Source organism: Pseudomonas sp. SCPG-7 (genome assembly GCF_002156405.1).
GTDB lineage: Bacteria > Pseudomonadota > Gammaproteobacteria > Pseudomonadales > Pseudomonadaceae > Aquipseudomonas > Aquipseudomonas parakoreensis.
The window spans coordinates 21,247-44,950 of record NZ_MVOO01000002.1 but is presented as its reverse complement, the minus strand read 5'-3'; the positions used below and the strand labels follow the sequence as shown (position 1 = coordinate 44,950).

At 59.8% G+C, this 23,704-nt stretch carries 22 protein-coding genes and 2 tRNA genes; 21 read left to right on the top strand and 3 right to left on the bottom strand.

The annotated features are described in order from the left end of the window. Positions 1-178: 178 nt before the first annotated feature. From B1722_RS04545 to ychF, 8 genes are all read left to right on the top strand, one after another. The gene (locus B1722_RS04545; RefSeq protein WP_041072474.1) at positions 179-1,903 is read left to right on the top strand and encodes a tetratricopeptide repeat protein; all 1,725 of its coding nucleotides are present in this window, start codon (positions 179-181) and stop codon (positions 1,901-1,903) included. A gap of 3 nt (positions 1,904-1,906) precedes the next feature. Next, positions 1,907-2,524 (top strand): lipoprotein insertase outer membrane protein LolB, encoded by a 618-nt coding sequence (gene lolB / locus B1722_RS04540; RefSeq protein ID WP_041072477.1) that lies wholly within the window; start codon positions 1,907-1,909, stop codon positions 2,522-2,524. A 3-nt stretch (positions 2,525-2,527) separates the two neighbouring features. Beyond that, complete coding sequence (gene ispE / locus B1722_RS04535) at positions 2,528-3,379, top strand: 4-(cytidine 5'-diphospho)-2-C-methyl-D-erythritol kinase (RefSeq protein WP_041072479.1); 852 nt, start codon at positions 2,528-2,530, stop codon at positions 3,377-3,379. Positions 3,380-3,416: 37 nt separating this feature from the next. Then, positions 3,417-3,491, top strand: a tRNA-Gln gene (locus B1722_RS04530). 45 nt (positions 3,492-3,536) lie between these two features. Next, positions 3,537-4,478 (top strand): ribose-phosphate pyrophosphokinase, encoded by a 942-nt coding sequence (locus B1722_RS04525; RefSeq protein ID WP_003171603.1) that lies wholly within the window; start codon positions 3,537-3,539, stop codon positions 4,476-4,478. Positions 4,479-4,619: 141 nt separating this feature from the next. After that, positions 4,620-5,222, top strand: coding sequence for a 50S ribosomal protein L25/general stress protein Ctc (locus B1722_RS04520; RefSeq protein WP_007967646.1), 603 nt, complete (start codon positions 4,620-4,622; stop codon positions 5,220-5,222). Positions 5,223-5,391: 169 nt separating this feature from the next. Further along, positions 5,392-5,976, top strand: a complete 585-nt coding sequence (gene pth / locus B1722_RS04515; RefSeq protein ID WP_003228164.1) for an aminoacyl-tRNA hydrolase — start codon at positions 5,392-5,394, stop codon at positions 5,974-5,976. A gap of 22 nt (positions 5,977-5,998) precedes the next feature. After that, entirely contained in the window at positions 5,999-7,099 is a 1,101-nt protein-coding gene (gene ychF, locus B1722_RS04510; RefSeq protein ID WP_041072487.1) for a redox-regulated ATPase YchF, read from the top strand. Between the two features lie 183 nt (positions 7,100-7,282). Here ychF and B1722_RS04505 read toward each other — a convergent pair whose 3' ends face one another. After that, entirely contained in the window at positions 7,283-8,500 is a 1,218-nt protein-coding gene (locus tag B1722_RS04505) for an MFS transporter (protein ID WP_086791595.1), read from the bottom strand. 434 nt (positions 8,501-8,934) lie between these two features. On the opposite strand from B1722_RS04505, the gene B1722_RS04500 reads away from it, so the two are divergent. Next, positions 8,935-10,992 carry a methyl-accepting chemotaxis protein gene (locus B1722_RS04500; protein WP_086791593.1) on the top strand — a complete coding sequence of 686 codons (2,058 nt, stop codon included), beginning with the start codon at positions 8,935-8,937 and terminating at the stop codon, positions 10,990-10,992. Here the strand turns inward: B1722_RS04500 and B1722_RS04495 are convergent. Further along, positions 10,985-11,887, bottom strand: coding sequence for a LysR substrate-binding domain-containing protein (locus tag B1722_RS04495; RefSeq protein WP_041072493.1), 903 nt, complete (start codon positions 11,885-11,887; stop codon positions 10,985-10,987). The genes B1722_RS04500 and B1722_RS04495 overlap by 8 nt on opposite strands. 227 nt (positions 11,888-12,114) lie before the next feature. On the opposite strand from B1722_RS04495, the gene B1722_RS04490 reads away from it, so the two are divergent. The 11 genes from B1722_RS04490 (at position 12,115) to B1722_RS04445 (ending at position 20,431) form a co-directional block, all read left to right on the top strand. Continuing rightward, positions 12,115-13,233 carry an ABC transporter ATP-binding protein gene (locus B1722_RS04490; protein WP_086791592.1) on the top strand — a complete coding sequence of 373 codons (1,119 nt, stop codon included), beginning with the start codon at positions 12,115-12,117 and terminating at the stop codon, positions 13,231-13,233. A gap of 15 nt (positions 13,234-13,248) precedes the next feature. Further along, positions 13,249-14,169, top strand: coding sequence for an ABC transporter permease (locus B1722_RS04485; protein WP_086791590.1), 921 nt, complete (start codon positions 13,249-13,251; stop codon positions 14,167-14,169). Then, positions 14,169-14,975, top strand: coding sequence for an ABC transporter permease (locus tag B1722_RS04480; protein ID WP_041072499.1), 807 nt, complete (start codon positions 14,169-14,171; stop codon positions 14,973-14,975). The genes B1722_RS04485 and B1722_RS04480 overlap by 1 nt, the downstream gene beginning before the upstream one ends. 27 nt (positions 14,976-15,002) lie before the next feature. Next, the gene (locus B1722_RS04475) at positions 15,003-16,049 is read left to right on the top strand and encodes an extracellular solute-binding protein (protein WP_086791588.1); all 1,047 of its coding nucleotides are present in this window, start codon (positions 15,003-15,005) and stop codon (positions 16,047-16,049) included. Positions 16,050-16,110: 61 nt separating this feature from the next. Next, on the top strand, positions 16,111-17,565 hold the full coding sequence (locus B1722_RS04470; RefSeq protein ID WP_086791930.1) for an amidase: 1,455 nt from the start codon (positions 16,111-16,113) through the stop codon (positions 17,563-17,565). A gap of 86 nt (positions 17,566-17,651) precedes the next feature. Beyond that, a tRNA-Met gene (locus B1722_RS04465) sits at positions 17,652-17,728 on the top strand. A gap of 332 nt (positions 17,729-18,060) precedes the next feature. Continuing rightward, the gene (locus B1722_RS04460) at positions 18,061-19,308 is read left to right on the top strand and encodes an S-type pyocin domain-containing protein (protein ID WP_086791586.1); all 1,248 of its coding nucleotides are present in this window, start codon (positions 18,061-18,063) and stop codon (positions 19,306-19,308) included. 9 nt (positions 19,309-19,317) lie between these two features. Continuing rightward, positions 19,318-19,569: a bacteriocin immunity protein gene (locus B1722_RS04455; protein ID WP_086791584.1), complete on the top strand. Its 252-nt coding sequence runs from the start codon at positions 19,318-19,320 to the stop codon at positions 19,567-19,569. 17 nt (positions 19,570-19,586) lie between these two features. Next, a complete protein-coding gene (locus tag B1722_RS04450; protein WP_086791583.1) occupies positions 19,587-19,847 on the top strand; it encodes a bacteriocin immunity protein in 261 nt (86 codons plus the stop codon). Between the two features lie 201 nt (positions 19,848-20,048). Continuing rightward, entirely contained in the window at positions 20,049-20,174 is a 126-nt protein-coding gene (locus B1722_RS30035; RefSeq protein WP_368040838.1) for an HNH endonuclease signature motif containing protein, read from the top strand. Positions 20,175-20,176: 2 nt separating this feature from the next. Next, on the top strand, positions 20,177-20,431 hold the full coding sequence (locus tag B1722_RS04445) for a bacteriocin immunity protein (RefSeq protein ID WP_086791582.1): 255 nt from the start codon (positions 20,177-20,179) through the stop codon (positions 20,429-20,431). A 41-nt stretch (positions 20,432-20,472) separates the two neighbouring features. Here the strand turns inward: B1722_RS04445 and B1722_RS04440 are convergent, their stop codons facing one another. Next, positions 20,473-21,585, bottom strand: a complete 1,113-nt coding sequence (locus tag B1722_RS04440; RefSeq protein ID WP_086791580.1) for a M14 family metallopeptidase — start codon at positions 21,583-21,585, stop codon at positions 20,473-20,475. Positions 21,586-21,849: 264 nt separating this feature from the next. Here B1722_RS04440 and ggt point away from each other — a divergent pair, with 264 nt between their 5' ends. After that, on the top strand, positions 21,850-23,682 hold the full coding sequence (gene ggt, locus B1722_RS04435; protein WP_086791928.1) for a gamma-glutamyltransferase: 1,833 nt from the start codon (positions 21,850-21,852) through the stop codon (positions 23,680-23,682). Positions 23,683-23,704 lie beyond the last annotated feature (22 nt).

The window sequence follows — 23,704 nt, the reverse complement described above, 5'->3', positions numbered from 1 at the left end:
GGTCGCTGATGGTGACGTGAAGCCGGCAATTGTCCTACTTCGTCAGATTCAGAACAACTACCGCTGACTATTGCCCCAATTGTCGGCCACTATAAAGGCCACATTCGAGACTCGGTTATGTTTGACCGAAGGCTTGTGTCATGATGATCCGACCGCAGGTTAGTCGTCCTTCTCCTATATGAATAGATCTTCCGCGTTGCTCCTTGCTTTTGTCTTCCTCAGCGGCTGCCAGGCCATGGCACCCGTTTCGCCGGACGGTACCCCGCCGGTCGAAGACACCACGCCCGCGCCTGAAAAACCCAAGGTTTACAGCTCGTTCAGCGAGGAAACCGTCTTCAGCCTGTTGAGCGCCGAACTCGCCGGCCAGCGCAATCGTTTCGACATTGCCCTGGACAACTACGTGACCCAGGCGATCAATACCCAGGATCCGGGGGTTTCCGAGCGCGCGTTCCGCATCGCCGAATACCTCGGTGCCGACCAGCCTGCGCTGGATACCGCGCTGATCTGGGCAAAAAACGCCCCGGACGACCTCGAAGCGCAGCGCGCCGCTGCCGTGCAACTGGCACGCGCCGGGCGTTACGACGACTCCATGGTCTACATGGAGAAAGTCCTGCAGGGCAAGGGCGACACTCATTTCGACTTCCTCGCACTGTCGGCGGCCGATACCGATCAGGAAACCCGCAACGGTTTGATGAAAAGTTTCGACCGTCTGCTGCAGCGCCACCCGAAGAACAGTCAGCTGATTTTCGGCAAGGCCCTGTTGCTGCAACAGGACGGCGACAATAAAGCCGCCCTGAGCCTGCTCGAAGACAACCCGCCGGAAGAAGGCGAGATTGCTCCGATCCTGTTGCGCGCGCGCCTGCTGCAAACTCTGAATCGTGGCGACGAAGCATTGCCACTGCTGCGCAAAAGCATCAAGAAATACCCGGACGACAAGCGCCTGCGCCTGACGTATGCGCGCACCCTGGTCGAACAGGACCGGATGGACGACGCCAAAGTCGAGTTCTCCACCCTGGTTCAGCAATACCCGGAAGATGACGAACTACGTTACTCGCTGGCATTGGTCTGCCTGGAAGCCAAGGCCTGGGACGAGGCCAAAGGTTATCTGGAAGACCTGATCGCCCGGGAAAGCCACGTCGATTCGGCACACCTTAACCTCGGCCGCATCGCTGAAGAGCGCAACGATCCACAGGGCGCGCTGATCGAATACGCCCAGGTCGGCCCTGGCAATGACTATCTGCCGGCGCAACTGCGTCAGGCGGACATTCTGATGAACAACGGCAAGACCGCCGAAGCCCAGAGCAAACTGGCGGCCGAGCGCGATGCCCAGCCGGATTACGCGATCCAGCTGTATCTGATCGAATCCGAAACCCTGTCGGCCAACAAACAGGACGACAAGGCCTGGAAAACGCTGGATAAAGCCTTGCAGCAATACCCGGACGATCTGAATCTGCTCTACACCCGGGCCATGCTCGCGGAAAAACGCAATGATCTGGCGCAGATGGAAAAAGACCTGCGCCTGATCATCAAGCGCGATCCGGACAACGCCATGGCACTCAATGCACTGGGCTACACCCTGTCCGATCGCACTACCCGCTATGCCGAAGCCAAAGCCCTGATCGAACAGGCGCACCAGATCAATCCGGAAGACCCGGCGGTACTCGACAGCCTTGGCTGGGTGAATTTCCGCATGGGCAATCTGGACGACGCCGAGAAGTATCTGCGTCAGGCTCTCGAGCGCTTCCCGGACCACGAAGTCGCCGCGCACCTGGGCGAAGTCCTGTGGGTCAAGGGCAATCAGCGCGAAGCCAAACAAGTCTGGGGCAAATTCCTCAAGGATCAGCCCGACAGCACCATCCTGCGCAGCACCATCAAGCGCCTGACCGGATCCGAGACTCTTTAACTCATGTTTTTGCGCCACGTTATTGTTTTCAGTTTCATCGCCCTGCTCGCCGGTTGCGCGGGCTTCGGCGCTCGCGAATCGGTCGAGGGCCACGGCAGTCCGGCTCAGTGGGCCGCAAACAAACAACAGCTGACCGGCCTCGACGGCTGGCAGATCGACGGCAAGATCGGCATCCGCGCACCGAAAGATTCCGGTAGCGGCACGCTGTTCTGGCTGCAACGTCAGGACTACTACGACATTCGTCTGTCCGGCCCGCTGGGTCGTGGCGCGGCGCGTCTGACCGGGCGTCCGGGCAAGGTCTCGCTGGAAGTCGCCAATCAGGGCCGCTATGACGCCGAGTCGCCAGAAGCGCTGCTCGAAGAGCAACTGGGCTGGAAGTTGCCCGTGTCGAATCTGGCCTGGTGGGTCCGTGGCCTGCCGGCACCCAGCAGCAAAAGCCGTCTGACCCTGGATAACGACAGTCGCCTGGCCAATCTGGAACAGGACGGCTGGAAGGTCGAGTACCTCAGCTACGCCGAGCAAAACGGTTACTGGCTGCCCGAGCGAATCAAACTGCATGGCACCGATCTGGACGTGACGCTGGTGATCAAGACCTGGCAACCGCGTAAATTGGGGCAATAACCCATGACCGCTCCACGTCTGACGCTGCCGTCGCCGGCCAAGCTCAATCTGATGCTGCACATTCTCGGGCGCCGTGCAGACGGTTATCACGAACTGCAGACGCTGTTTCAGTTTGTCGATTACGGCGACGAAATCACCTTCGCCGTGCGCGACGACGGCGTGATTCAGCTGCACACCGAATTCGCTGGCGTGCCCCACGACAGCAACCTGATCGTGCGCGCGGCGAAACTGCTCCAGCAACAGTCCGGCTGCACACTGGGCATCGACATCTGGATCGACAAGGTGCTGCCGATGGGTGGCGGCATCGGCGGTGGCAGCTCGAACGCGGCCACTACCCTGCTCGGTCTCAATCACCTGTGGCAACTGGGCTGGGATGAAGATCGCCTCGCGGCACTGGGCCTTTCGCTCGGCGCTGACGTGCCGGTTTTCGTTCGTGGTCACGCGGCATTTGCCGAAGGCGTGGGCGAAAAACTGACCCCGGTCGACCCCGAAGAACCGTGGTATCTGGTGCTCGTGCCGCAAGTCTCTGTAAGTACGGCAGAAATTTTTTCCGATCCTTTGTTGACACGTAACACGCCGCCCATTAAAGTGCGCCCCGTTCCCGAGGGAAACAGTCGAAATGACTGCTTGCCGGTGGTTGCAAGGCGTTATCCAGAGGTACGTAACGCATTGGATTTGTTAGGTAAATTTACCGAAGCAAAACTCACCGGAACTGGAAGTTGTGTGTTTGGGGGCTTCCCAAGCAAAGCTGAAGCTGATAAAGTCTCGGCCCTTCTTACAGAGACCCTTACAGGGTTTGTAGCAAAAGGAAGCAACGTTTCGATGTTGCATCGCAAGCTGCAAAGTCTGCTCTAAAAGGAATCAAGTGCCAGGCACTTGAAGCAACAGATACAGGGGCGTCGCCAAGCGGTAAGGCAGCAGGTTTTGATCCTGCCATGCGTTGGTTCGAATCCAGCCGCCCCTGCCATTTTCTATACTCATCCAGGTTACCCTCAGCCTCTAGGTACTGCGCGTGTCCAAGATGATGGTCTTTACGGGGAACGCTAACCCCGATCTGGCTCGGCGTGTTGTACGTCAGCTGCATATCCCTCTCGGTGACATCTCTGTCGGCAAGTTTTCCGACGGCGAAATTACTGCCGAGATCAATGAAAACGTTCGCGGTAAAGACGTTTTCATTATTCAGCCGACTTGCGCTCCGACCAACGATAACCTGATGGAACTGGTAGTGATGGCTGATGCCTTCCGCCGCTCCTCGGCTACTCGTATCACTGCTGTTATTCCTTATTTTGGTTATGCCCGTCAGGATCGCCGTCCGCGTTCCGCACGTGTGGCTATCAGCGCGAAAGTCGTTGCTGACATGCTTACCGTAGTCGGCATCGACCGTGTGCTCACGGTTGATCTGCATGCTGACCAGATTCAGGGCTTCTTCGATATACCGGTAGATAACATCTACGGCTCCCCGGTTCTGGTGGATGATATTGAAGATCAGCGCTTCGAAAACCTGATGATCGTGTCCCCGGACATTGGTGGCGTCGTGCGTGCACGTGCCGTTGCCAAATCCCTGGGCGTGGATCTCGGGATCATCGACAAACGCCGTGAGAAAGCCAATCACTCTGAAGTGATGCATATCATCGGTGATGTCGAAGGGCGTACCTGCATTCTGGTCGATGACATGGTCGATACCGCCGGCACTCTGTGCCACGCGGCCAAGGCCCTGAAAGAGCATGGCGCAGCCAAGGTCTTTGCCTACTGCACACACCCTGTGCTGTCGGGTCGGGCCATCGAGAATATCGAAAATTCCGTGCTGGACGAGCTGGTGGTGACTAACACCATCCCGCTGTCCGCTGCAGCACAAGCCTGTGCACGTATCCGTCAACTGGATATCGCACCGGTTGTTGCCGAAGCGGTTCGCCGCATCAGCAATGAAGAATCGATCAGCGCGATGTTCCGTTAAGGGCCCTGCCCTTCTCGAAATGTCTCGTTGACGAAAAGCGCCCCGCCCCGGCATACCTGTCGGGGCGGGGCTTTTTTGCCCATACCGTGTTTGGCGCTGGTCGCAAACGCCGCTCGGTCATGGCTATTTTGGAGATACAAAATGAACGATTTTACTCTGAATGCTGAAGTGCGTTCCGACCTGGGGAAAGGTGCGAGCCGCCGCCTGCGTCGTCTCGCCGCTCTGGTTCCAGCTGTTGTTTACGGTGGCGACAAAGCCCCTGAATCGATCAGCATGCTGGCCAAAGAAGTTGCCAAACTGCTCGAAAACGAAGCGGCTTACAGCCACATCATCGAGCTGAACGTTGGTGGCAAGAAACAAAACGTCGTGATCAAGGCACTGCAACGTCACCCGGCCAAAGGCCACGTGATGCACGCTGACTTCGTACGCGTAGTCGCTGGCCAGAAACTGACCGCTATCGTTCCTGTGCACTTCATCAACGAAGCTGCTCCAGTGAAGAAAGGCGGCGAAATCTCGCACGTTGTTGCCGAGATCGAAGTTTCCTGCCTGCCAAAAGACCTGCCTGAGTTCATCGAAGTCGACCTGGCTAACGCTGAAATCGGCACCATCGTTCACCTGTCGGACCTCAAAGCTCCTAAAGGTGTCGAGTTCGTTGCTCTGGCACACGGCGATGACAAGGCAGTAGCCAACGTCCACGCTCCACGTGTTGCTCCAGAAGCTACCGAAGAAGGCGCAGCAGAGTAATTTCACTCTGTTCGTCGGAGTGAGTGAAACATCGCGGACTGGAACGTAGCGAGAAAGCGGGCGGGAACGCGGAGTTTACATTCATGGTAAATGAGCAATTTTCGTCCACTTTCGCCGCCTTCACTGATCGCGGCGATGTCAAACACCACTCCAAGGAAGGGCCCCTATCGTGACTGCCATCAAACTGATCGTTGGCCTGGGAAATCCAGGCGCCGAATACGAACAGACCCGGCATAACGCAGGGGCCCTTTTTGTTGAGCGCATCGCCGCCGCGCAAGGTGTGAACCTTGTGGCCGATCGCAAATATTTCGGCCTGACCGGGCGCTACTCGCATCAGGGTCAGGATGTTCGTCTGCTGATTCCCACCACCTACATGAACCGCAGCGGCCAGGCCGTGGCGGCACTCGCCGGTTTCTTCCGCATCAAGCCTGAAGAAATCCTGGTGGCGCACGACGAACTCGACCTGCCTCCTGGCGTCGCCAAGCTCAAGCAGGGCGGCGGCCATGGCGGTCACAACGGGTTGCGCGACATCATCGCGCAACTGGGCAATCAGAATACGTTCTACCGCCTGCGGCTTGGCATCGGCCACCCGGGCGTCGCCAGTATGGTTTCAAATTTCGTCCTGGGTCGTGCGCCACGCGCCGAACAGGAAAAACTCGATGCCAGCATCGACTTTGCCCTCGGCGTGCTGCCGGATATCCTCGCCGGTGAATGGAACCGCGCGATGAAAAACCTGCACAGCCAGAAGGCCTGACTCTAATCCGAGGGGAAACACCATGGGATTCAATTGCGGCATCGTCGGCCTGCCTAACGTCGGCAAGTCCACCCTGTTCAACGCCCTGACCAAATCCGGTATCGCGGCCGAGAACTTCCCCTTCTGCACCATCGAGCCGAACAGCGGCATCGTGCCGATGCCGGATCCGCGTCTGGACGCTCTGGCGGCCATCGTCAATCCGAAGCGCATCCTGCCGACCACCATGGAATTCGTCGACATCGCAGGCCTGGTAGCCGGCGCCTCGAAAGGTGAAGGTCTGGGCAACAAGTTCCTGGCCAACATCCGTGAAACCGACGCCATCGCTCACGTGGTGCGCTGCTTCGAAGACGACAACGTGATCCACGTGTCCAACAGCGTCAACCCGAAGCGCGACATCGAAATCATCGACCTGGAACTGATCTTCGCCGACCTCGACAGCTGCGAGAAGCAACTGCAGAAAGTCGCGCGCAATGCCAAGGGTGGTGACAAGGACGCAGTGGCTCAGAAAGCCCTGCTGGAGCAATTGATCCCTCACTTCACCGAAGGCAAGCCTGCGCGCAGCCTGATGAAGAACATGAGCGCCGACGAGAAGGCGATCATCAAGGGTTTCCACCTGCTGACCACCAAACCGGTCATGTACATCGCCAACGTCGCTGAAGACGGTTTCGAGAACAACCCGCACCTGGACGTGGTCAAGGCCATCGCCGAAGAAGAAGGCGCCATGGTGGTTCCGGTGTGCAACAAGATCGAAGCGGAAATCGCCGAACTCGAAGACGGCGAAGAGAAGGACATGTTCCTCGAGGCCCTGGGCCTGGAAGAGCCTGGCCTGAACCGCGTAATCCGCGCCGGCTACGAAATGCTGCACCTGCAGACTTACTTCACCGCCGGCGTCGAAGAAGTCCGCGCCTGGACCGTCCGCGTCGGTGCCACCGCCCCCCAAGCTGCCGGCGTGATCCACACCGACTTCGAGAAAGGCTTCATCCGCGCCGAAGTCATCGCCTACAACGACTTCATCCAGTACAAGGGCGAAGCCGGTGCCAAGGAAGCCGGTAAATGGCGCCTGGAAGGCAAGGACTACATCGTCAAGGACGGCGACGTGATGCACTTCCGCTTCAACGTGTAAGCGACACGCCCAAGAAAAAGCCGCGTTTGATACGCGGCTTTTTTGTGCCTGAAATTTACTGCTGAACATATTTCCCCTGTAGGAGCGAGCCTGCTCGCGAAAAGGGAGTGTCAGTCACACCTCTGTGAATACCACACCGCATTCGCGAGCAGGCTCGTTCCCACAGTTGGAAGTGATGTGGGGTCAGGCCTTTTTAGTGCGTGGCAAGAAGATCGCCAGCACGCCAAACAACGGCAAAAACGAGCACAGGAAATACACGTACTCAATCCCGTGCACATCCGCCAGATGCCCGAGCAACGCCGCGCCGATCCCGCCAAAACCGAACATCAAGCCGAAGAACACCCCGGCGATCATCCCGACATTGCCCGGCACCAGTTCCTGCGCGTAAACCACGATCGCCGAGAACGCCGAGGCGAGGATGAAGCCGATCACCACACTGAGGACAGAGGTCCAGAACAGATCGACGTGCGGCATCAGCAAGGTGAACGGTGCCACGCCGAGAATCGAAAACCAGATCACCGCTTTACGCCCGATCTTGTCGCCAATCGGCCCGCCAAAGAACGTCCCCGCCGCCACCGCACCGAGAAACAGGAACAGGTGCAACTGCGAACTGGCCACCGACAGGTTGAACTTCTCGATCAGGTAGAAGGTGAAATAGCTGGTGAGGCTGGCCATGTAGAAATACTTGGAGAACACCAGCAGACCGAGCACCACCAGCGCACTGATCACCCTGCCCTTCGACAACCCGTGAGTCGCCGCCTGCCCGGCCTTGAGCTTGAACAGGTTCAAGTGATGGGCGTACCAGCGGCTGATGCGGTACAGCACGAACAGCGCAAACACCGCGAACAGACCGAACCACGCCACGTTGCCCTGACCGAACGGAATGATGATCGCCGCCGCCAGCAACGGGCCGAATGCAGAGCCAGCGTTACCACCGACCTGAAACGTCGATTGCGCCAGACCAAAGCGTCCACCCGAGGCCAACCGGGCAATTCGCGAGGCTTCGGGGTGGAAGGTCGAGGAACCGATACCGATCAATGCCGCCGCCAGCAGAATCAATGGAAAACTGCCGACCACTGACATCATGACGATGCCAATCAGCGTGCAAATCGAACCTGCCGGCAACAGCCACGGTTTCGGATGGCGGTCAGTGTGATAACCGACCCACGGCTGCAGCAGCGATGCGGTCAACTGGAAGGTCAGCGTGATCAGCCCGACCTGAGTGAAGCTCAAGCCATAGTTGGCTTTGAGCATCGGATAGATCGACGGCAGCACTGACTGAATCAGGTCGTTGATCAAATGCGCCAGCGCCACCGCGCCGATGATACGCATCACCAACGGGCTGCTTTGGGAAGGAGAGGACGCCGAGGCAGCGGCGGTCTGAGCGTTGCTGATAGCCATGGAAGTTTCCGTACAGCAGATGGGTGCACGCGGGCAGGTGCGTCAATGTGCCATTTTTCGGTGCACCAACGCCATCCCCTTAGCCAGCTAACTAACGTCCAGTTCGATGACTCATCAATCCCTGTAGGAGCTGCCGCAGGCTGCGATCTTTTGATTCTGTTTTTAAAAGGGCAAGATCAAAAGATCGCAGCCTGCGGCAGCTCCTACAGGTGGAAAGGGTGATAGCTCAACGCCATGGTCTGAATCTTGCCTTGCTTCTCCCCTCGAACGCGGCGGCCTTACAAAGGTCGCCGAGAATGGGAAGTTTCGCTACAGAGCCGGCCTACCGAGCGGGCGAGAGTGAACTTTCGAGGCCTTTTAGCAGGGCACAACATCGAGGTCGCACGACCGCGATGCACGCCGTTGGTGCGTGGTGTCCAGAGGAGTCATGGGGCATGCAGGCTTTCCTTTCACCGGGGATCAAATTGCTGGGGCGGTTTGGCTTCGCGCGTAAATTTCAGCTGTTGTTTCTGCTGTTCATTCTGCCGTTGGCCGGCAGCCTGTTGATGATTGGTCAGGACTATCGCGACAAGCTCAATCTGATTGCCGGTGAGCGTGCCGGCGTGCGCCAGTTGCTCAGCCTCGATGCCCTGGACAACCTGCTCGCCGCCCAGCGTGACCGCGCCGCCCGTTGGCGCGCCACCGAAACCAATCGCCAGCCGACCCCGGCCACCCTCGCCGCCATGGCTGCATTTGACGCCGTGCAACCGGCCCTCCAGCAAGCCACCAGCGATCTGGGCAACGCGCTGAACAAGGAAGGCGCCGAAGGCGAAACCCTCGCCCGCTATCAAGCCCTGCAAACCGCGCTCGGTGGTCTGGACTCGAAAAGCCTGAGCAGCGTCGGTTGGTGGCCGGACGGTTACGATCGTTTCACCAACGCCCTCAGCGCCCTGCAAGCGTTGCGCGAGCAAATCGTCATGGACAACCGCCTGACGCTGGCGCCATGGCTGGAAACCTATTTGCTGACGCAGATCTCCACGCAGCACGCACCGGATCTGATCGAGCGCGTGGGCCGCCTCGCCGCCGTCGGCCAGGCTTCGGTGGTCTCGGGACAGTTCACTTTGCAGAGTCGCTTGCAACTGCGCGATCTGCGTGGCCGCATCGGCGACGCCCGCGAGCAGCTTGTCAAAACCGCAGGCCTGCTCGAAGCGCGTCTGCCGAGCGATCTGCACATCTGGGCCGGTCAGTATCACGACAGCCTCAAGCGCCTTGATGCCGGGCTGAAGGTGCTGGATGACGGCGTGTTTGGCGGCAGCATTACACTCAAACCGGAAGACTTCGAACGCAACCTTGATGCTCTGCTGGGCGATCTCGCCTCGTTGCGCCAGCAATCACTGCTGTCGCTGGATCAGCGCCTGGACGCCTACCACGCTTCGGCGATTCGCCAGTTCATCGTGGTCGCCGCAGTGTTCGGTTGCCTGCTGCTGGCGGCGCTGTACCTGTTCGTCTGCCTGCAAGCCTCGATCCGCCGCAGCGCCAGCGGCATTACCCTGCTTGCCGAAGCCCTGCGTGACGGCAATCTCAGCCTGCAAGTCCCGGTGGTGGGCCGCGATGAGCTGGCGGCGATCAGCACCGCGCTCAACGTCGCGGTGGTGCAACTGCGCGCCAGCATGCTCGGGGTCGATCACGAAACCTCGCAACTGAGCCACGCGGTGCGCAGCCTCAACGATCACTCCAGCGGCGCGCTGAGCGAAGTCGAAGCGCAGCAGTTACAGATCAGCCAGATCGCCGCCGCTGCGACGCAACTGGCCGCCACTTCGCAAGGTGTGGCGCAGAGTTGCGAACAGGCCTCCGGCAGCGCCCAACAGACCCGGCGCATCGCTGCCGACAGCAGCCGCGACAGCCAGCGCACCACGGCGAGCATTCAGCAGCTCAACCAACGGCTGAACGACACCGCAGCGGCACTCGGTCGTGTCAGCGAGCAAGGGCAGCAGATTCAACTGGTGGTCGACACCATCCGTGGCGTCGCCGAGCAGACCAACTTGCTCGCGCTCAACGCCGCCATTGAGGCCGCGCGCGCTGGCGAACAGGGACGCGGGTTTGCCGTGGTCGCCGATGAAGTGCGCAGCCTGTCGCAGCGCACCCAGTCATCCACCGCGCAGATCGCCGGCACCGTCGACAGCCTGCGCGCCACAGTCAACGAGGCGGTGAGCCTGATGGAAGCCGCCTGCGGCCAAGCGCAATCGGATGCCGACGCCGTGACCGGTCTTGGTGAACGTCTCGGCGAAATCGCCAGCGCGGTACAGAGTGTCACTGACACCCTGGCGCAGATCGCCACCGCCGTGGAAGAACAGGCGAGCACCGCCGATGAAGTCAGCGGCAATATCCAGCAGGTCGATCAGGCCGCGGTGCGTCTGCTTGAAGGTGCCCGCGCAGTGAATCTCGCGGCGGATACCCTGAGTCAGGGCAGCAAGGCTCTGAGCGACAACACCGCACGCTTCCGCCTCAGCTGATCCGCGCTTCGGGGAAGTCCGCTTCCAGCTCGGTCTTCAGCCACTGGATAAACCACGCCACATCCGCCGACAGTTCGGCGGACGGCGTGAGGACCCGGTAGCTTTCCAGCTTCACCTGCGCGTCCACCGCGCGCACCAGTTTGCCGGACTTGAGCTCCTCGCGAACCAGCACTTCATTGGCCAAGGCAATGCCCTGCCCGCTCTCGGCCACCGACAGCGCGTGATCGTTGTTGACATAGAGCATGTCGGAATTGAGGTGAATATCCAGGTTGTGGGCAGCGAACCACAGGTTCCACCACTCGCCGTCATCGACGTGGATCAGTTCATGGCGAACCAGATCTGCCGGGCCGATCACAGGCTCGATGCTGGCGAGGTATTGCGGGGTGCAGATCGGAAACACCCGCGGGCAGATCAATGCTGCACGGGAGTCGGCGTACTGCCCGTCAAGGCCATAAACGATGCCCAGATCGGCACTTTTGCCGTCGACTTCGGTGAAGGTCGAGTTTGGCTCGATCGCCAGTTTCAATCCCGGTCGCAGATGCCGCAGGGTTTCGATCCTTGGCATCAACCAGCGCTTGGCAAACCCTGGCACCACCATGATCCGCAACCAGCGCTCGGCATCTTTCGGCCGCGCCTCCTTGCCGGCTTCAATGATCAACTGCAACGCCGCGCTGATCTTGCGGTGGTACTTCTCACCCGCCGGCGTCAAATTGACCCCGCGCGAGGTGCGTTCGAACAGCTGAATGCCCAGCCAGTCCTCCAGCAACTTCACATGCCGACCAATCGCCGGTTGGGTCACGTGCAGGGCTTTCGAGGCTTCGACGTAGCTGCCCAAGCGCGCGGCGGCATCAAATGCACGCACCGCGTTGAGCGGCGGCAAACGGTGGTCGGGCATGATTCCTGGCACCTTTGGCTGTTAAATTAACTAACAGCTGCCATGTTTAAATTGAAGTGTCGCCTCACGCAAGCACTGGCTGATAATCGAGCCACAGCAGAACAATAAAACAGCTGGTTTCACCCCGTACGCAATCTCGATCCTGCCCAGAAAAATAATATCCATGGCCCGACGACTTCGCTGATTCGCAGCGCAATCGCAGGCGATGGGGGAATCGGAGGTAACGCATGAATGCCCTGCATTCGCTGCAAACGCTGGCGGTGTCGATCCGCTCGGTGCGCAAGGTTTACGGTGATCCGGACACCGGTCCGGTGGCGTTGAAAAACATCGACCTGGACATCCGCGACAACGAATTCTTCACCCTGCTCGGCCCTTCCGGCTGCGGCAAGACCACCCTGCTGCGGATGATCGCCGGCTTCGAGTTTCCTACCGAAGGCGAGATCCTGCTGTACGGCGAAAACATCGCCGACCGACCGCCGTTCCTGCGCCCGGTCAACACGGTGTTCCAGCATTACGCGCTGTTCCCGCACATGACCATCGCCGAGAACCTGGCCTTCGGCCTCGAATCGCAGCCGATGGGCAAGGTGCTGAACAAGGCGCAAATCACCGAACGCGTGCGGGAGATGCTCGCGCTGGTGCAGATGGAGCGCTTCGCCAATCGCAAGCCGGCGCAGTTGTCCGGTGGCCAGCAACAACGCGTCGCCCTCGCCCGCGCCCTGGCACCGCACCCGAAAGTATTGCTGCTCGACGAACCCCTTTCCGCGCTCGATCTGAAGCTGCGCCAGGCCATGCGCGAAGAGCTGAAAACCATTCAGGCCAAGACCGGCATCACCTTCATCTTCGTCACCCACGACCAGGAAGAAGCGCTGACCATGTCCGACCGCATCGCCGTGTTGTCCGAGGGCGAAGTGCAGCAGGTCGGCCGCCCGGAAGATATCTACGAACGCCCGCGCAATCGCTTCGTCGCCGACTTCATCGGCGAAACCAATTTCATCCAGGGCGCGGTGACGAAGATCGAGGACGGCATGGCCTGGTTCGCCGGGCCGGCCGGGCACCCGCTGCCGGCGCAAGCGTGCAGCGACGTGGCGGTCGGCGCCAGCGTGACCTTGTCGGTACGCCCCGAACGCCTGCATCTGGTGCCTGCCGCGACCGAGGCCGCGCTGCCGTGCCGGATCGAAGCGCAGATTTACCTCGGCACCGACCTGCAATATCAGGTCAGCCTCAGCGACGGTTCGCGCCTCACCGTGCGCACGCCCAACTGCGTCGACCAGAGCCTGCGCTTTGCGGTCGGCAGTCAGGCCGGTCTGTTGTTCGACCGCGGAAGCGCCAGCGTCCTGCACGATTGAGCCCGAGGAGTTGCCATGCACGCCTTACCGATTGCCAACACGCTGGAACGCCGCAAGGCTTTCCAGAGTTTTCTCGGAGTCAGCCCGGCGCTGGTCGCCATCGGCCTGTTTCTGCTGGTGCCGATCCTGATCGTCATCGGCTATTCGCTGATGGAAGCCAACCCCTACGGCGGGGTCAATAAAGTTTTCAGCAGCGATGCCTACACCTCGTTGCTGTTCGAACGCCAGATGGACGACAGTCTGGCCTTTGCCGATTCCTACCTGATCATCGCCCTGCGCTCGGTCGGCATTGCCGGGCTGACCACGCTCATCACGCTGTTGATCGGCTTCCCGGTCGCGGTATGGCTGGCGATGCAACCGGCGCATCGGCGTGGTCTGCTGATCTTTCTGATCACCGTGCCGTTCTGGGCCAACCTGCTGATCCGCACTTATGCGTGGATTCTGCTGCTGCGCAACACCGGGGTGATCAACAACAGCCTGATGGGCATGGGCGTCATCCATGAGCCGTTGCAACTGTTGTACACCGACGGCGCAGTGCTGCTGGGGCTGGTTTATACCTACGCGCCGTTCGTGGTGTTGCCGATCTACGCCACGCTGGAAAAGATGGATATTCGCTTGCTCGAAGCCGCTCAGGATCTGTATGCCGGCCGCGTGCGCACTTTGCGCAAAGTCGTCCTGCCAATCGCTAAACCGGGAATTCTCGCCGGCGCCATCCTCACGTTCGTGCCGTGCCTGGGCGCGATGATCGCCCCGGAACTGCTCGGCGGCGGCACGCGGATGATGCTCGGCAACCTGATTTTCCGGCAGTTCAGCGATGCACGTAACTGGCCGTTCGGCGCCGCGCTGTCGCTGGTGCTGATGGCCGCCGTGATGCTGGTCTTGACCGTGTATGCCTTGCGCGCCGAGCGCCAGCGCATCGCCAAAGGAGGTGCGTAATGCTCGCGCTATTCAAACGCAAAGGGCTGGGCGTGCAGGACTTTCCCGGTTTCGGCGGCTTCAGCTTGCTGTTCTATCTGTACCTGTACGCGCCGATCGTGGTGCTGGTGGTGTTCTCGTTCAACGCCAACCAGTCCGCGACGGTGTGGACCGGTTTCAGCCTCGACTGGTATCGCGCCGCGTTCGCCAATCAGGCCTTGCGTCAGGCCGCTGGCAACAGCCTGTTGATCGCGGTCTGCGCGAGCATGATCGCCACGGCGATTGCCACCCTCGCCGCCCTCGGCACCTCACGCGGCGCCAAGTTCAAGGGCCTGCAATTGTCGATGGGCGCAATCATGTTGCCGCTGGTGCTGCCGGAAATTGTCGTCGGTGTGGCCACGCTGGCGCTGTTCTCCACCATCGGCCTGTCGTTGGGCTACGGCAACTTGATCATCGCCCATACGGTGTTCTGCATTCCGTTCGCCTACCTGCCGATTCGCGCGCGCCTCAACGACATGGACCTGTCGCTGGAGCAAGCCTCGGCCGACCTGTATGCCGGCCCGTGGCGGACCTTCCGCAAGGTGACCTTGCCGCTGCTGATGCCGGGAATTTTCTCCGGGCTGATGCTGGCCTTCATCGTCTCGCTGGATAACTTCGTGATCTCGATGATGGTCGCCCAGGCCGGTACGACAACGCTGCCGATCTTCATCTTCGGCCTGTTGCGCATGGGCGTGACACCCGACGTCAACGCCGTGTCGACCCTGATCCTCGGCGTCTCGGTGCTGTTTGTGAGCCTCTCTTACCTGCTGGGCAAAAAGAACGCCTGAACCTTCCAAGAACTGTGGGGAAATAACATGAGCAAGTGGATAAAAAGCGTCGGCACTGCGTTGTTCCTGACTGTGCCGCTGGCGATGACCGGCAGCGTTCAGGCTGCGGAAAAACTCAACGTGGTGAGCTGGAGCGGGTACTTCTCGCCGGAGATTCTCGCCAAGTTCCAGAAGCAGACCGGTATCGAAGTCACCGTCGATTCCTACGACTCCAACGAGACCCTGCTGGCCAAACTGAAACAGGGTGGCGCCGGGTATGACGTGGCGATTCCGTCGCACCAGTTCATCCCGATCCTGATCAAGGAAAACCTGTTGGAGCGCTTCGACCCGGTCAAGGAGCCGTACTACGCCAGCGTTGTGGATAACCTGAAAAAACCGAGTTGGGACCCGGAGGGCGCGTACTCGGTGCCATTCATCTGGGGCACCACCAGCGTGGTCCTCGACACCGCGCGCTACAAAGGCCCGACTGACAGCTACAAGGTTTTATACGAGCCGCCATCCGAGTTGCAGGGACGGATCAACATGTTCGACTCGACCAGCGAGATGGTCGACATGGCCAGCCTCTATCTGAATGTGCCGCTGTGCAGTGAAGACCCGAAACAGATGCAACAAGTGCTGACGCTGCTCAAGGCGCAGAAGCCGTTCGTCAAGACTTACAGCTCCAAGGCCGGCTCGATCCGCGAAAACCTCGCCTCGGGTGAAATCGACATGTCGATGTTCTGGGGCGGCTCATCGATGCGCGCCCGCGAGATGAAACCGAGCCTGAAATACCTGTACCCGAAAGAAGGCGTACTGGCCTGGGTCGACAACATGGTCATCCCCACCGGCAGCAAGAACCCGGCGAATGCCAAGGCGTTCATCGCCTTCCTCAGCCAGCCGGAAAACGCGGCGATGACCCAGAACTTCCTCAAGCACCAGAGCCCGATCAAAGGCGTCGAACCGTTCCTCGATGCGGCGCTCAAGGACGCGCCGGAATTGCACATTCCCGAGGGTACTCACGTGGTGTTCAGCAAGACCTGCGGCGAAGGCGCCATCCGCCTCGCTGACCGTCTCTGGACCAACCTGATGCGTTGATTCCTGCCGCCCCGGCATGACGCCGGGGCGTTTCTTCAGCCGTCTGAAAGGCGCCGTTGTCATGAACTCCAATAACATCAGCGAACTGGTCCTTTTACAGGCCCACGCACTCGCCGACCGCATCCGCCTGCGCCAGGTGTCCTGCCGCGAAGTGATGCAGACTTATCTTGCCCATATCGAACGCTTCAACCCGCAGGTCAACGCGTTGATCAGCCTGCAGGCACCGGATGTTCTGCTGGCCCAGGCCGATGCGCGCGACGCCGAACTGGCGCGTGGCGAATACCGTGGCTGGATGCACGGCCTGCCCCACGCGATCAAGGATCTGTCGCTGACCCAAGGCATCCGCACCACGCTCGGCTCACCGTTGTTCAAGGACTTTATTCCCGAGCGCGACGGCATTATGGTCGAGCGGATCAAGGCTGCCGGCGCGATCATCATCGGCAAGACCAACACCCCGGAATTCGGCCTCGGTTCGCAGAGTTACAACACGCTGTTCGGTGCTACCGGCTGCGCTTATGACCCGAGCAAAACCGCCGGTGGCAGCAGCGGCGGCGCAGCAGCGGCGCTGGCGATGCATCTGGTGCCGGTGGCCGATGGCAGCGACATGATGGGTTCGCTGCGCAACCCGGCGGCGTTCAACAATATCTTTGGTTTCCGCCCTTCTCAGGGCCGCGTGCCGTTTGATGACAGTGCCGATCTGTTTTTCGATCAACTTGGCTATGAAGGACCGATGGCCCGCAGCGTGCGCGACGCGGCGTTGCTGCTGTCGGTGCAGGCCGGGGGCGATGCGCGGGCGCCGCTGTCCATTGCAGAGTCCGGTGAGGTCTTTGCGGCGCCACTGGAGCGAGATTTCAAGGGCACGCGATTGGGCTGGCTGGGAGACTTCAACGGTTATCTGCCGATGGAAAACGGCGTTCTGTCGCTGTGCGAGAAGACCTTTGCCGACTTTGAAAGCCTTGGCTGCCACGTTGAATCCGTTCAGCCGGGGTTCGCGCCTGAGCGGTTGTGGAGCAGTTGGCGGACGTTGCGGCACTGGATGGTCGCGGGGTCGCTGGGCGCAACTTATGCTGATCCACAGAAGCGCGAGCTGCTGAAACCGGAAGCCTGCTGGGAAGTGGAAAACGGTCTGAAGCTTTCGGCGAGCGAAGTGTTCGCCGCGTCGGTGGTGCGCAGCGATTGGTATCGGGCGATTTCCCGGTTGTTCGAACGCTACGATTACCTGCTGCTGCCCAGTGCACAGGTCTTCCCGTTCGATAAAACCCAGCCTTGGCCGACGTCTATCGAGGGCGTGAGCATGGACACGTATCACCGCTGGATGGAGGTAGTCATCCCCGGCACGCTGTCGGGTTGCCCGGTGGCCAGTGTCCAGGCCGGCTTCAATGCACAAGGGTTGCCGATGGGGCTGCAGATCATCGGCAAGCACCAGGCCGACTTCGCGGTTCTGCAACTGGCGCACGCCTATGAACAGGCCAGCCGCTGGTTCGAACGTTGTCCTTCGCCCCTGCTGAGCCAGTAATTTTGATAAACGGTTGAAAGCGTAGAAAAAATTTTTAAATTTACGCTTGACGCTTTTCCATTTCAGGGGAATAATGCGCGCCACTTGGCTACATAGCTCAGTTGGTTAGAGCATAGCATTCATAATGCTGGGGTCCGGGGTTCAAGTCCCTGTGTAGCCACCAAGTACTAAAAACGGCTTACCGAAAGGTAAGCCGTTTTTTTATGCCTCGAGAAAACCACCCTCCCGTGGCGAGGGGATTCATCCCCGATGGCTGCAAAACCGACCTTCGCCATCCAGTTGCCATTCCCTTCCCCATAATTCCTGATTGGCCTTGACCAAGGTTAATGGCACGTCAACAAACCGGGAAAGCACTGCAGGAAAAAGGTGCGCGCGGTGTACGAATTGGATTTTTCGTAAAACCTCGCACTTGAAACCCACCCCATCGGTTTGCCCCGATTCCCCGTTGACCGACAAGCTCCCTTGGCTCGTTTCAAAGCCATACAGGGAGTTGGCATGGCTCGATTCAAATCTCTCTTCAATGAAGATTGGCTTTGGAAACGTCCGAGAAGGAACGGCTCATGGGCCGCTTGGAATCCGCCTCCCCCGCCGGAGCCGGTGTACATCGAAAAGGATGAATGGCCAACGCCCAAGCCCCGCGAAGATCAGGTGTTCGCCAAGTCCTGCACGCCGGATAACTGGTGTCGAACGGACGCCGGCACTACGCCAGAGCCCGCCGCCAATTTCGGCAAGATCATGGTCGCGGGGGCCATGCTCTTTCCCTCAGCCAGCACCGCGGTAGCGACTGCGCTCGGCGCCGACCTGGCTTTGGGGCGCATGGCCGGCGGCGGAATTCTGCAACAACGCCTCAACTGGGCCATTCGTGGTGCAGGCGGCGCGGCCAGCGTATTCATCCTTGGGATGCTGCCGACCCGCATGAGCGACGGCACATTGCACACCGACGAACAGCTGCGCCGCATGAGCCGCGCCAGCACTCGCGTGCGCTTCCAGTTTCGGCGCGATGCCCAAGGCGTCATGCAGGTTTACGGCATTCATTCCGGCGCTTCGGGCGATGACTCGGTCCGTACCGTCAACGTCGAGTGGAACAGCGACAAGACAGCCATGGAGGCCAGGCTCAACGGCATTACGATTTTGTGGACGCCGCAACGCGGGCCACTCGGTTCAATGCCGCCGCTGGTTTATCCGGAACACGGCGAGCAACTGAACACGATCCTTGTCCACCCGATTCCCGAGAACACTGATACCCAGATAGAAGGCCTGCCCGGCGAAGACATTACCGCCGAGGATTGTATTCTGGTGTTTCCGGCGGACACTGGGCTGAAGTCGCTTTATGTGGTGTTTTCGAGGCCGGCCAGGCTGATGCCGGGGACGGTGACGGGGGTGGGTGAGGATGTTTCGGGGGTATGGCTTGCTGGAGCGGGAACGGGGATCGGTGCGCCGATTCCGACACGGATTGCGGATAGGCTCAGGGGGAAGGAGTTTTCAAGCTTCGATGCATTTCGGAAAGCATTCTGGCAGGCCGTGCGGGATGATCCAGCCCTGTTTAATCAGTTCAATGTGGATGCCCAAGATCGTTTAGTGTCAGGCAATGCTCCCGCCGTTCGAGATAGAGAGGCCGTTGGCACACGAGGCGTATTTGAAATACACCACGTCGAGCGGATCGTAGACGGCGGCGCTGTGTACGACATAGACAACCTCCGCATCAACACCCCTAGAAATCACATCAGCCAGCACAAAAAGTAGTGAACGCACATGGTAAAAATATCCGAATACACAGAAACCGAATTTATCCGCTTCATTGAAAAAATACGGGCAACCAACAAATGTGGATCGGATACGGAGCTTGGTGAACTGCTGGCGCAGTTCAGAACGCTAACCGGTCACCCGGATGGAACCGACCTGATTTTTTATCCCGAGCCAGGAGCAAACAGCTCTGCTGAGGGCATTGCGAAGACCGTAAAGGAGTGGCGTGCCACTAATGGACTTCCGGGCTTCAAGCAATAGATGTCGAACCCCAAAATATGATCATCAAACGCAGCTTTTCGGACTACACCGAACAAGACTTCGTTGAATTCGTGGACGAGATCAGAAAAGAAGACAAGGCGCCCACTGATGAGCGTGCAGACGTCTTAGTGCGGCACTTCAACTCGATTGTTGGTCATCCAAGCGGGATGGACCTTATTTACTATCCAGAACCCGGAGCGGACACGTCGTCCGCTGGTATAGCTCGTACAGTTGCAGCATGGCGTGCTGCTAATGGTCTGCCCGGATTTAAGCAATAAGCGTTTTTTATCCCTCGAGACACACCGAACCCGTGGCGAGGGGATTTATCCCCGACAGGGTGCGCAGCGCCCCTTTTCCCCATAAAAACCGAACGGGCCTGCTGCGCAGTCCATCGGGGATAAATCCCCTCACCACACTGCCAAACCTGACCTGTGTAGGTAGCTCTGCCGCCAGGGCCATCACCCCCTTCAACCATATAGATATTCAAGAAAGCCAAGTACGAACTACATCACATCGAGCATATCCAGCATGGAGGTGCGGTTTATGATGTGGATAACCTCGCTGTGATGACTCCGAAACGACATATAGAGATTCACACGGAATAAAAATGTCTACTAAAAACAACTTCTCGGATTACACGGAACAAGAGTTCCTCGGCCTGCTTGAGCGCATCATGGGAAATGATGAGAGCGAGGAGGAAGAAGGCAGACTTGTATTTCACTTCAACTCAATTTGTGGACATCCGAAGGGACCCGACTTGATTTTCTACCCTGAGGACGACGCTGACGATTCAGCAGAAGGCGTGACCGAAACCATTAAAAAGTGGCGCGCTGCCAATGGACTACCCGGCTTCAAGCAATAAGCAACTTCATCCCCGAAGAAAGCCACAATGCCAAACCTGACCTATTCAAGCTGCTCTGCCGACAGGGCCATCAATCCCTTCGCCCAGATCTGCCGAGTGCGCAACCCGACCATCGCCCGCCAATCCGGATCGGCCGGATAGAACTGCTCCAGCAGCTTCAACTTGATCGCCCGCCCCGTCGCATCCAGCGGATCGCCATGCAGGTGCAGCCATTGGTCATCGCGCAAATAACGATGCACCTCCGGCCCCGGATACGTTCCGCACTCAATCACGAACGGCATCAGTTGCACACCCGGTAATGCGTTGAGCAACGCCTGCGAGGTGTAGCCGGTCGCCGTCGCCGCGACACCGGTTTCGCTCAACGTTTGCGCGCCGGTGTGCAAGGTGTAAAGCCAAGGGCCGTAGATCGATTGCGCTTGCGCCAGCGCCGGATAAGGCGCTTGGGTGATGGTCAGCAACATCGGATGGCCGTACTCGCCAGCACCGGTGTGCAGGTCGAAGCACATCACGGTTTCAGCACCGGTCAAATGCGCGTCGATGATCTGATGCAAGGTGCGATTCGACCAGCTCGGTGCGCGGCCGCCATAGAACAGTCCATCGGGATGACTGTGCTGACCGCCCTCGACAATCGACATCACCGCCGGCCAGCCATGTTCGGCAATCTGTGCGTCGAGCAAGGCATCGGCCTGCGCGCGCTGCGGTCCGTGCAAATCGGTGCAGGCGTAGATCTCGTGCAGCGTGGCGTAGGCGCGGTTATCCGGCAACGGTCTAGTGAAATCCAGATGATTGCGGTTGAGGTCGATGTTGTCTTCGTTGACCCGGCGCAGCCACGCGGTGCCCCATGGGTTGATCAAGTGGATCATCACTACCGCAACATCCTTGGGCAGCGAGCCGGGAACGAAAGTTTGCAGCCAGTCGATCTGGCAATCCGAACCGTAATAGCCCTCGACCCCGTGAGTGCCGCTGAGTGCCACCAATCGACGTTTGGCCTGCGGATCACCGAGCACAGCGACGTCGGTGCTCAAGGGTTCACCGAAGGGGCCGCAACGCGGATGGGCGTACGAGGTGAGCGTGGCTCCGGCAGTTTGGGCGGCGGTCAGAAACTGTTCGCGCTGATCACGGTAACTGGACTCGGTGGGAAACTCGCTGTGCATGTCGGCCTCTTGTTGGTTTTGTAGGTGTGGGAGCGAGCTTGCTCGCGAAGGCGATTGCGCATTCAACATTTTGGTTGCCTGACACGCCGTATTCGCGAGCAAGCTCGCTCCCACAGGGGCTTTGTTTCAGTTCGATCAATTTGGCATTGACCCTAGCGAACATCCGCCCCGAAAAGAAAGGCAAAAATGCCCGGCGGTTTGCGTCGCGACCGACCGGTCGATAAAGTCCGTCAGACCTTTCACCCCACGGACGGAGAGCACCACGTGTTTCCAGCCCTGCCCCTGAGCCGCTTTCGCCTGCCTGCCCTGACGCTGATCATCAGCGCCCTGACCCTCACCGCGTGCAACGCCCCGCCCTCCTCGACCTTGCCGCTGGCACCGGAAGCCGCTTCCGGTTACCGCACCGATCTGCAGACTCGCCACGCCAGTCAACACATGGCCGCTGCCGCCAATCCGCTGGCCGCCGAGGCCGGTCGCGAGATGTTGCGCAAGGGTGGTTCGGCGATTGATGCAGCGATTGCCATGCAAGCAGTGCTGACCCTGGTCGAGCCGCAATCCTCCGGGATCGGTGGCGGCGCGATGATCGTGTTGTGGGACGGCAAACAGGTGCGTACTTACGATGGTCGCGAAACCGCGCCGGCGGGTGCCACCGAGAAGCTGTTCCTGCAGGCCGACGGCAAACCGATGCCGTTCCCGCAGGCACAGATCGGCGGCCGCTCGGTGGGCACGCCGGGCGTATTGCGTGCACTGGAGATGGCGCACAAGCAACATGGCCGGCTGCCGTGGGCCACGCTGTTTGAGCCAGCGATCAAACTCGCCGAGCAGGGCTTCGCGATTTCGCCGCGCCTGCATTCGCTCTTGGCGTCCGACCCGGTGATCGGTAAATCGCCGGACATGGCCGCCTACTTCCTCAATCGCGACGGCAGCGTCAAAGCCGTCGGCACGCGCCTGCAGAATCCGGCGCTGGCCGCCGTGCTCAAGCGCATCGCCAACGAAGGCCCGGACGCGCTGTACAAAGGACCGATCGCCGAAGAGATCGTCGCCAAGGTGCAGGGCCACGCCAACCCCGGCAGCTTGTCGCTGAATGATTTGCAAGGCTACGAGGCCAAAGAGCGCGCTCCGCTGTGCACCGACTACAAACGCTGGAAGGTCTGCGGCATGCCGCCACCGTCGTCGGGCGGGATCGCCGTGGCGCAGATTCTCGGCACCCTGCAAGCTCTGGAAAGCCGCGATCCACGCCTGTCGCTGACGCCGCTCAAACCCGTGAAAACCAACAAACCGGCCGGTATCGAACCCGATCCTCAAGCCGTGCACCTGATCGCCGAAGCCGAGCGCCTGGCCTACGCCGACCGCGCGCAATATGTGGCCGACACCGACTTCGTCCCGGTACCGGTCAAAGGTCTGGTAGATCCGGGTTATCTGGCCAGCCGCGCCAGCCTGATCGGCGAACGGAGCATGGGCAGCGCCAAACCCGGCACGCCGCCGGGCGTACAGGTGGCCTACGCGCCGGATCGCTCACCGATGCGTATCTCCACCTCGCAAGTGGTGGCGGTGGATGACCTCGGTGGCGCGGTATCGATGACCACCACCATCGAAGCGGCATTCGGCTCGCACCTGATGGTGCAGGGCTTTTTGCTGAACAACCAGATGACCGACTTCTCGTTCATCCCCGAAGAGAACGGGCAGAAAGTCGCCAACCGCGTCGAACCCGGCAAACGCCCACGCTCGTCGATGGCGCCAACATTGATCTTTGATCGCAACAGCGGCCAGTTCCTCGCCAGCGTCGGCTCGCCGGGCGGTTCGCAGATCATCGAATACGTGGCCAAGACCACTGTCGGCCTGCTCGACTGGAACCTCGACCCGCAAAGCGCCATCAGCCTGCCCAACTTTGGCAGCCGCAATGGCCCGACCGAACTGGAACAGGGCCAGTTCAGCCCGGCACTGATTCAGGCGTTGAAGGACAAGGGACATGTTGTGAATGAAATCGACATGACCAGCGGCACGCAGGCGATCGTGCGGGTCAAGGATGCGCAGGGTAAAGCATCGTTGGCGGGTGGTGCGGATCCGCGGCGTGAAGGGGAAGCGTTGGGGGATTGAAGCTACGCAGGGAAGACAAAAG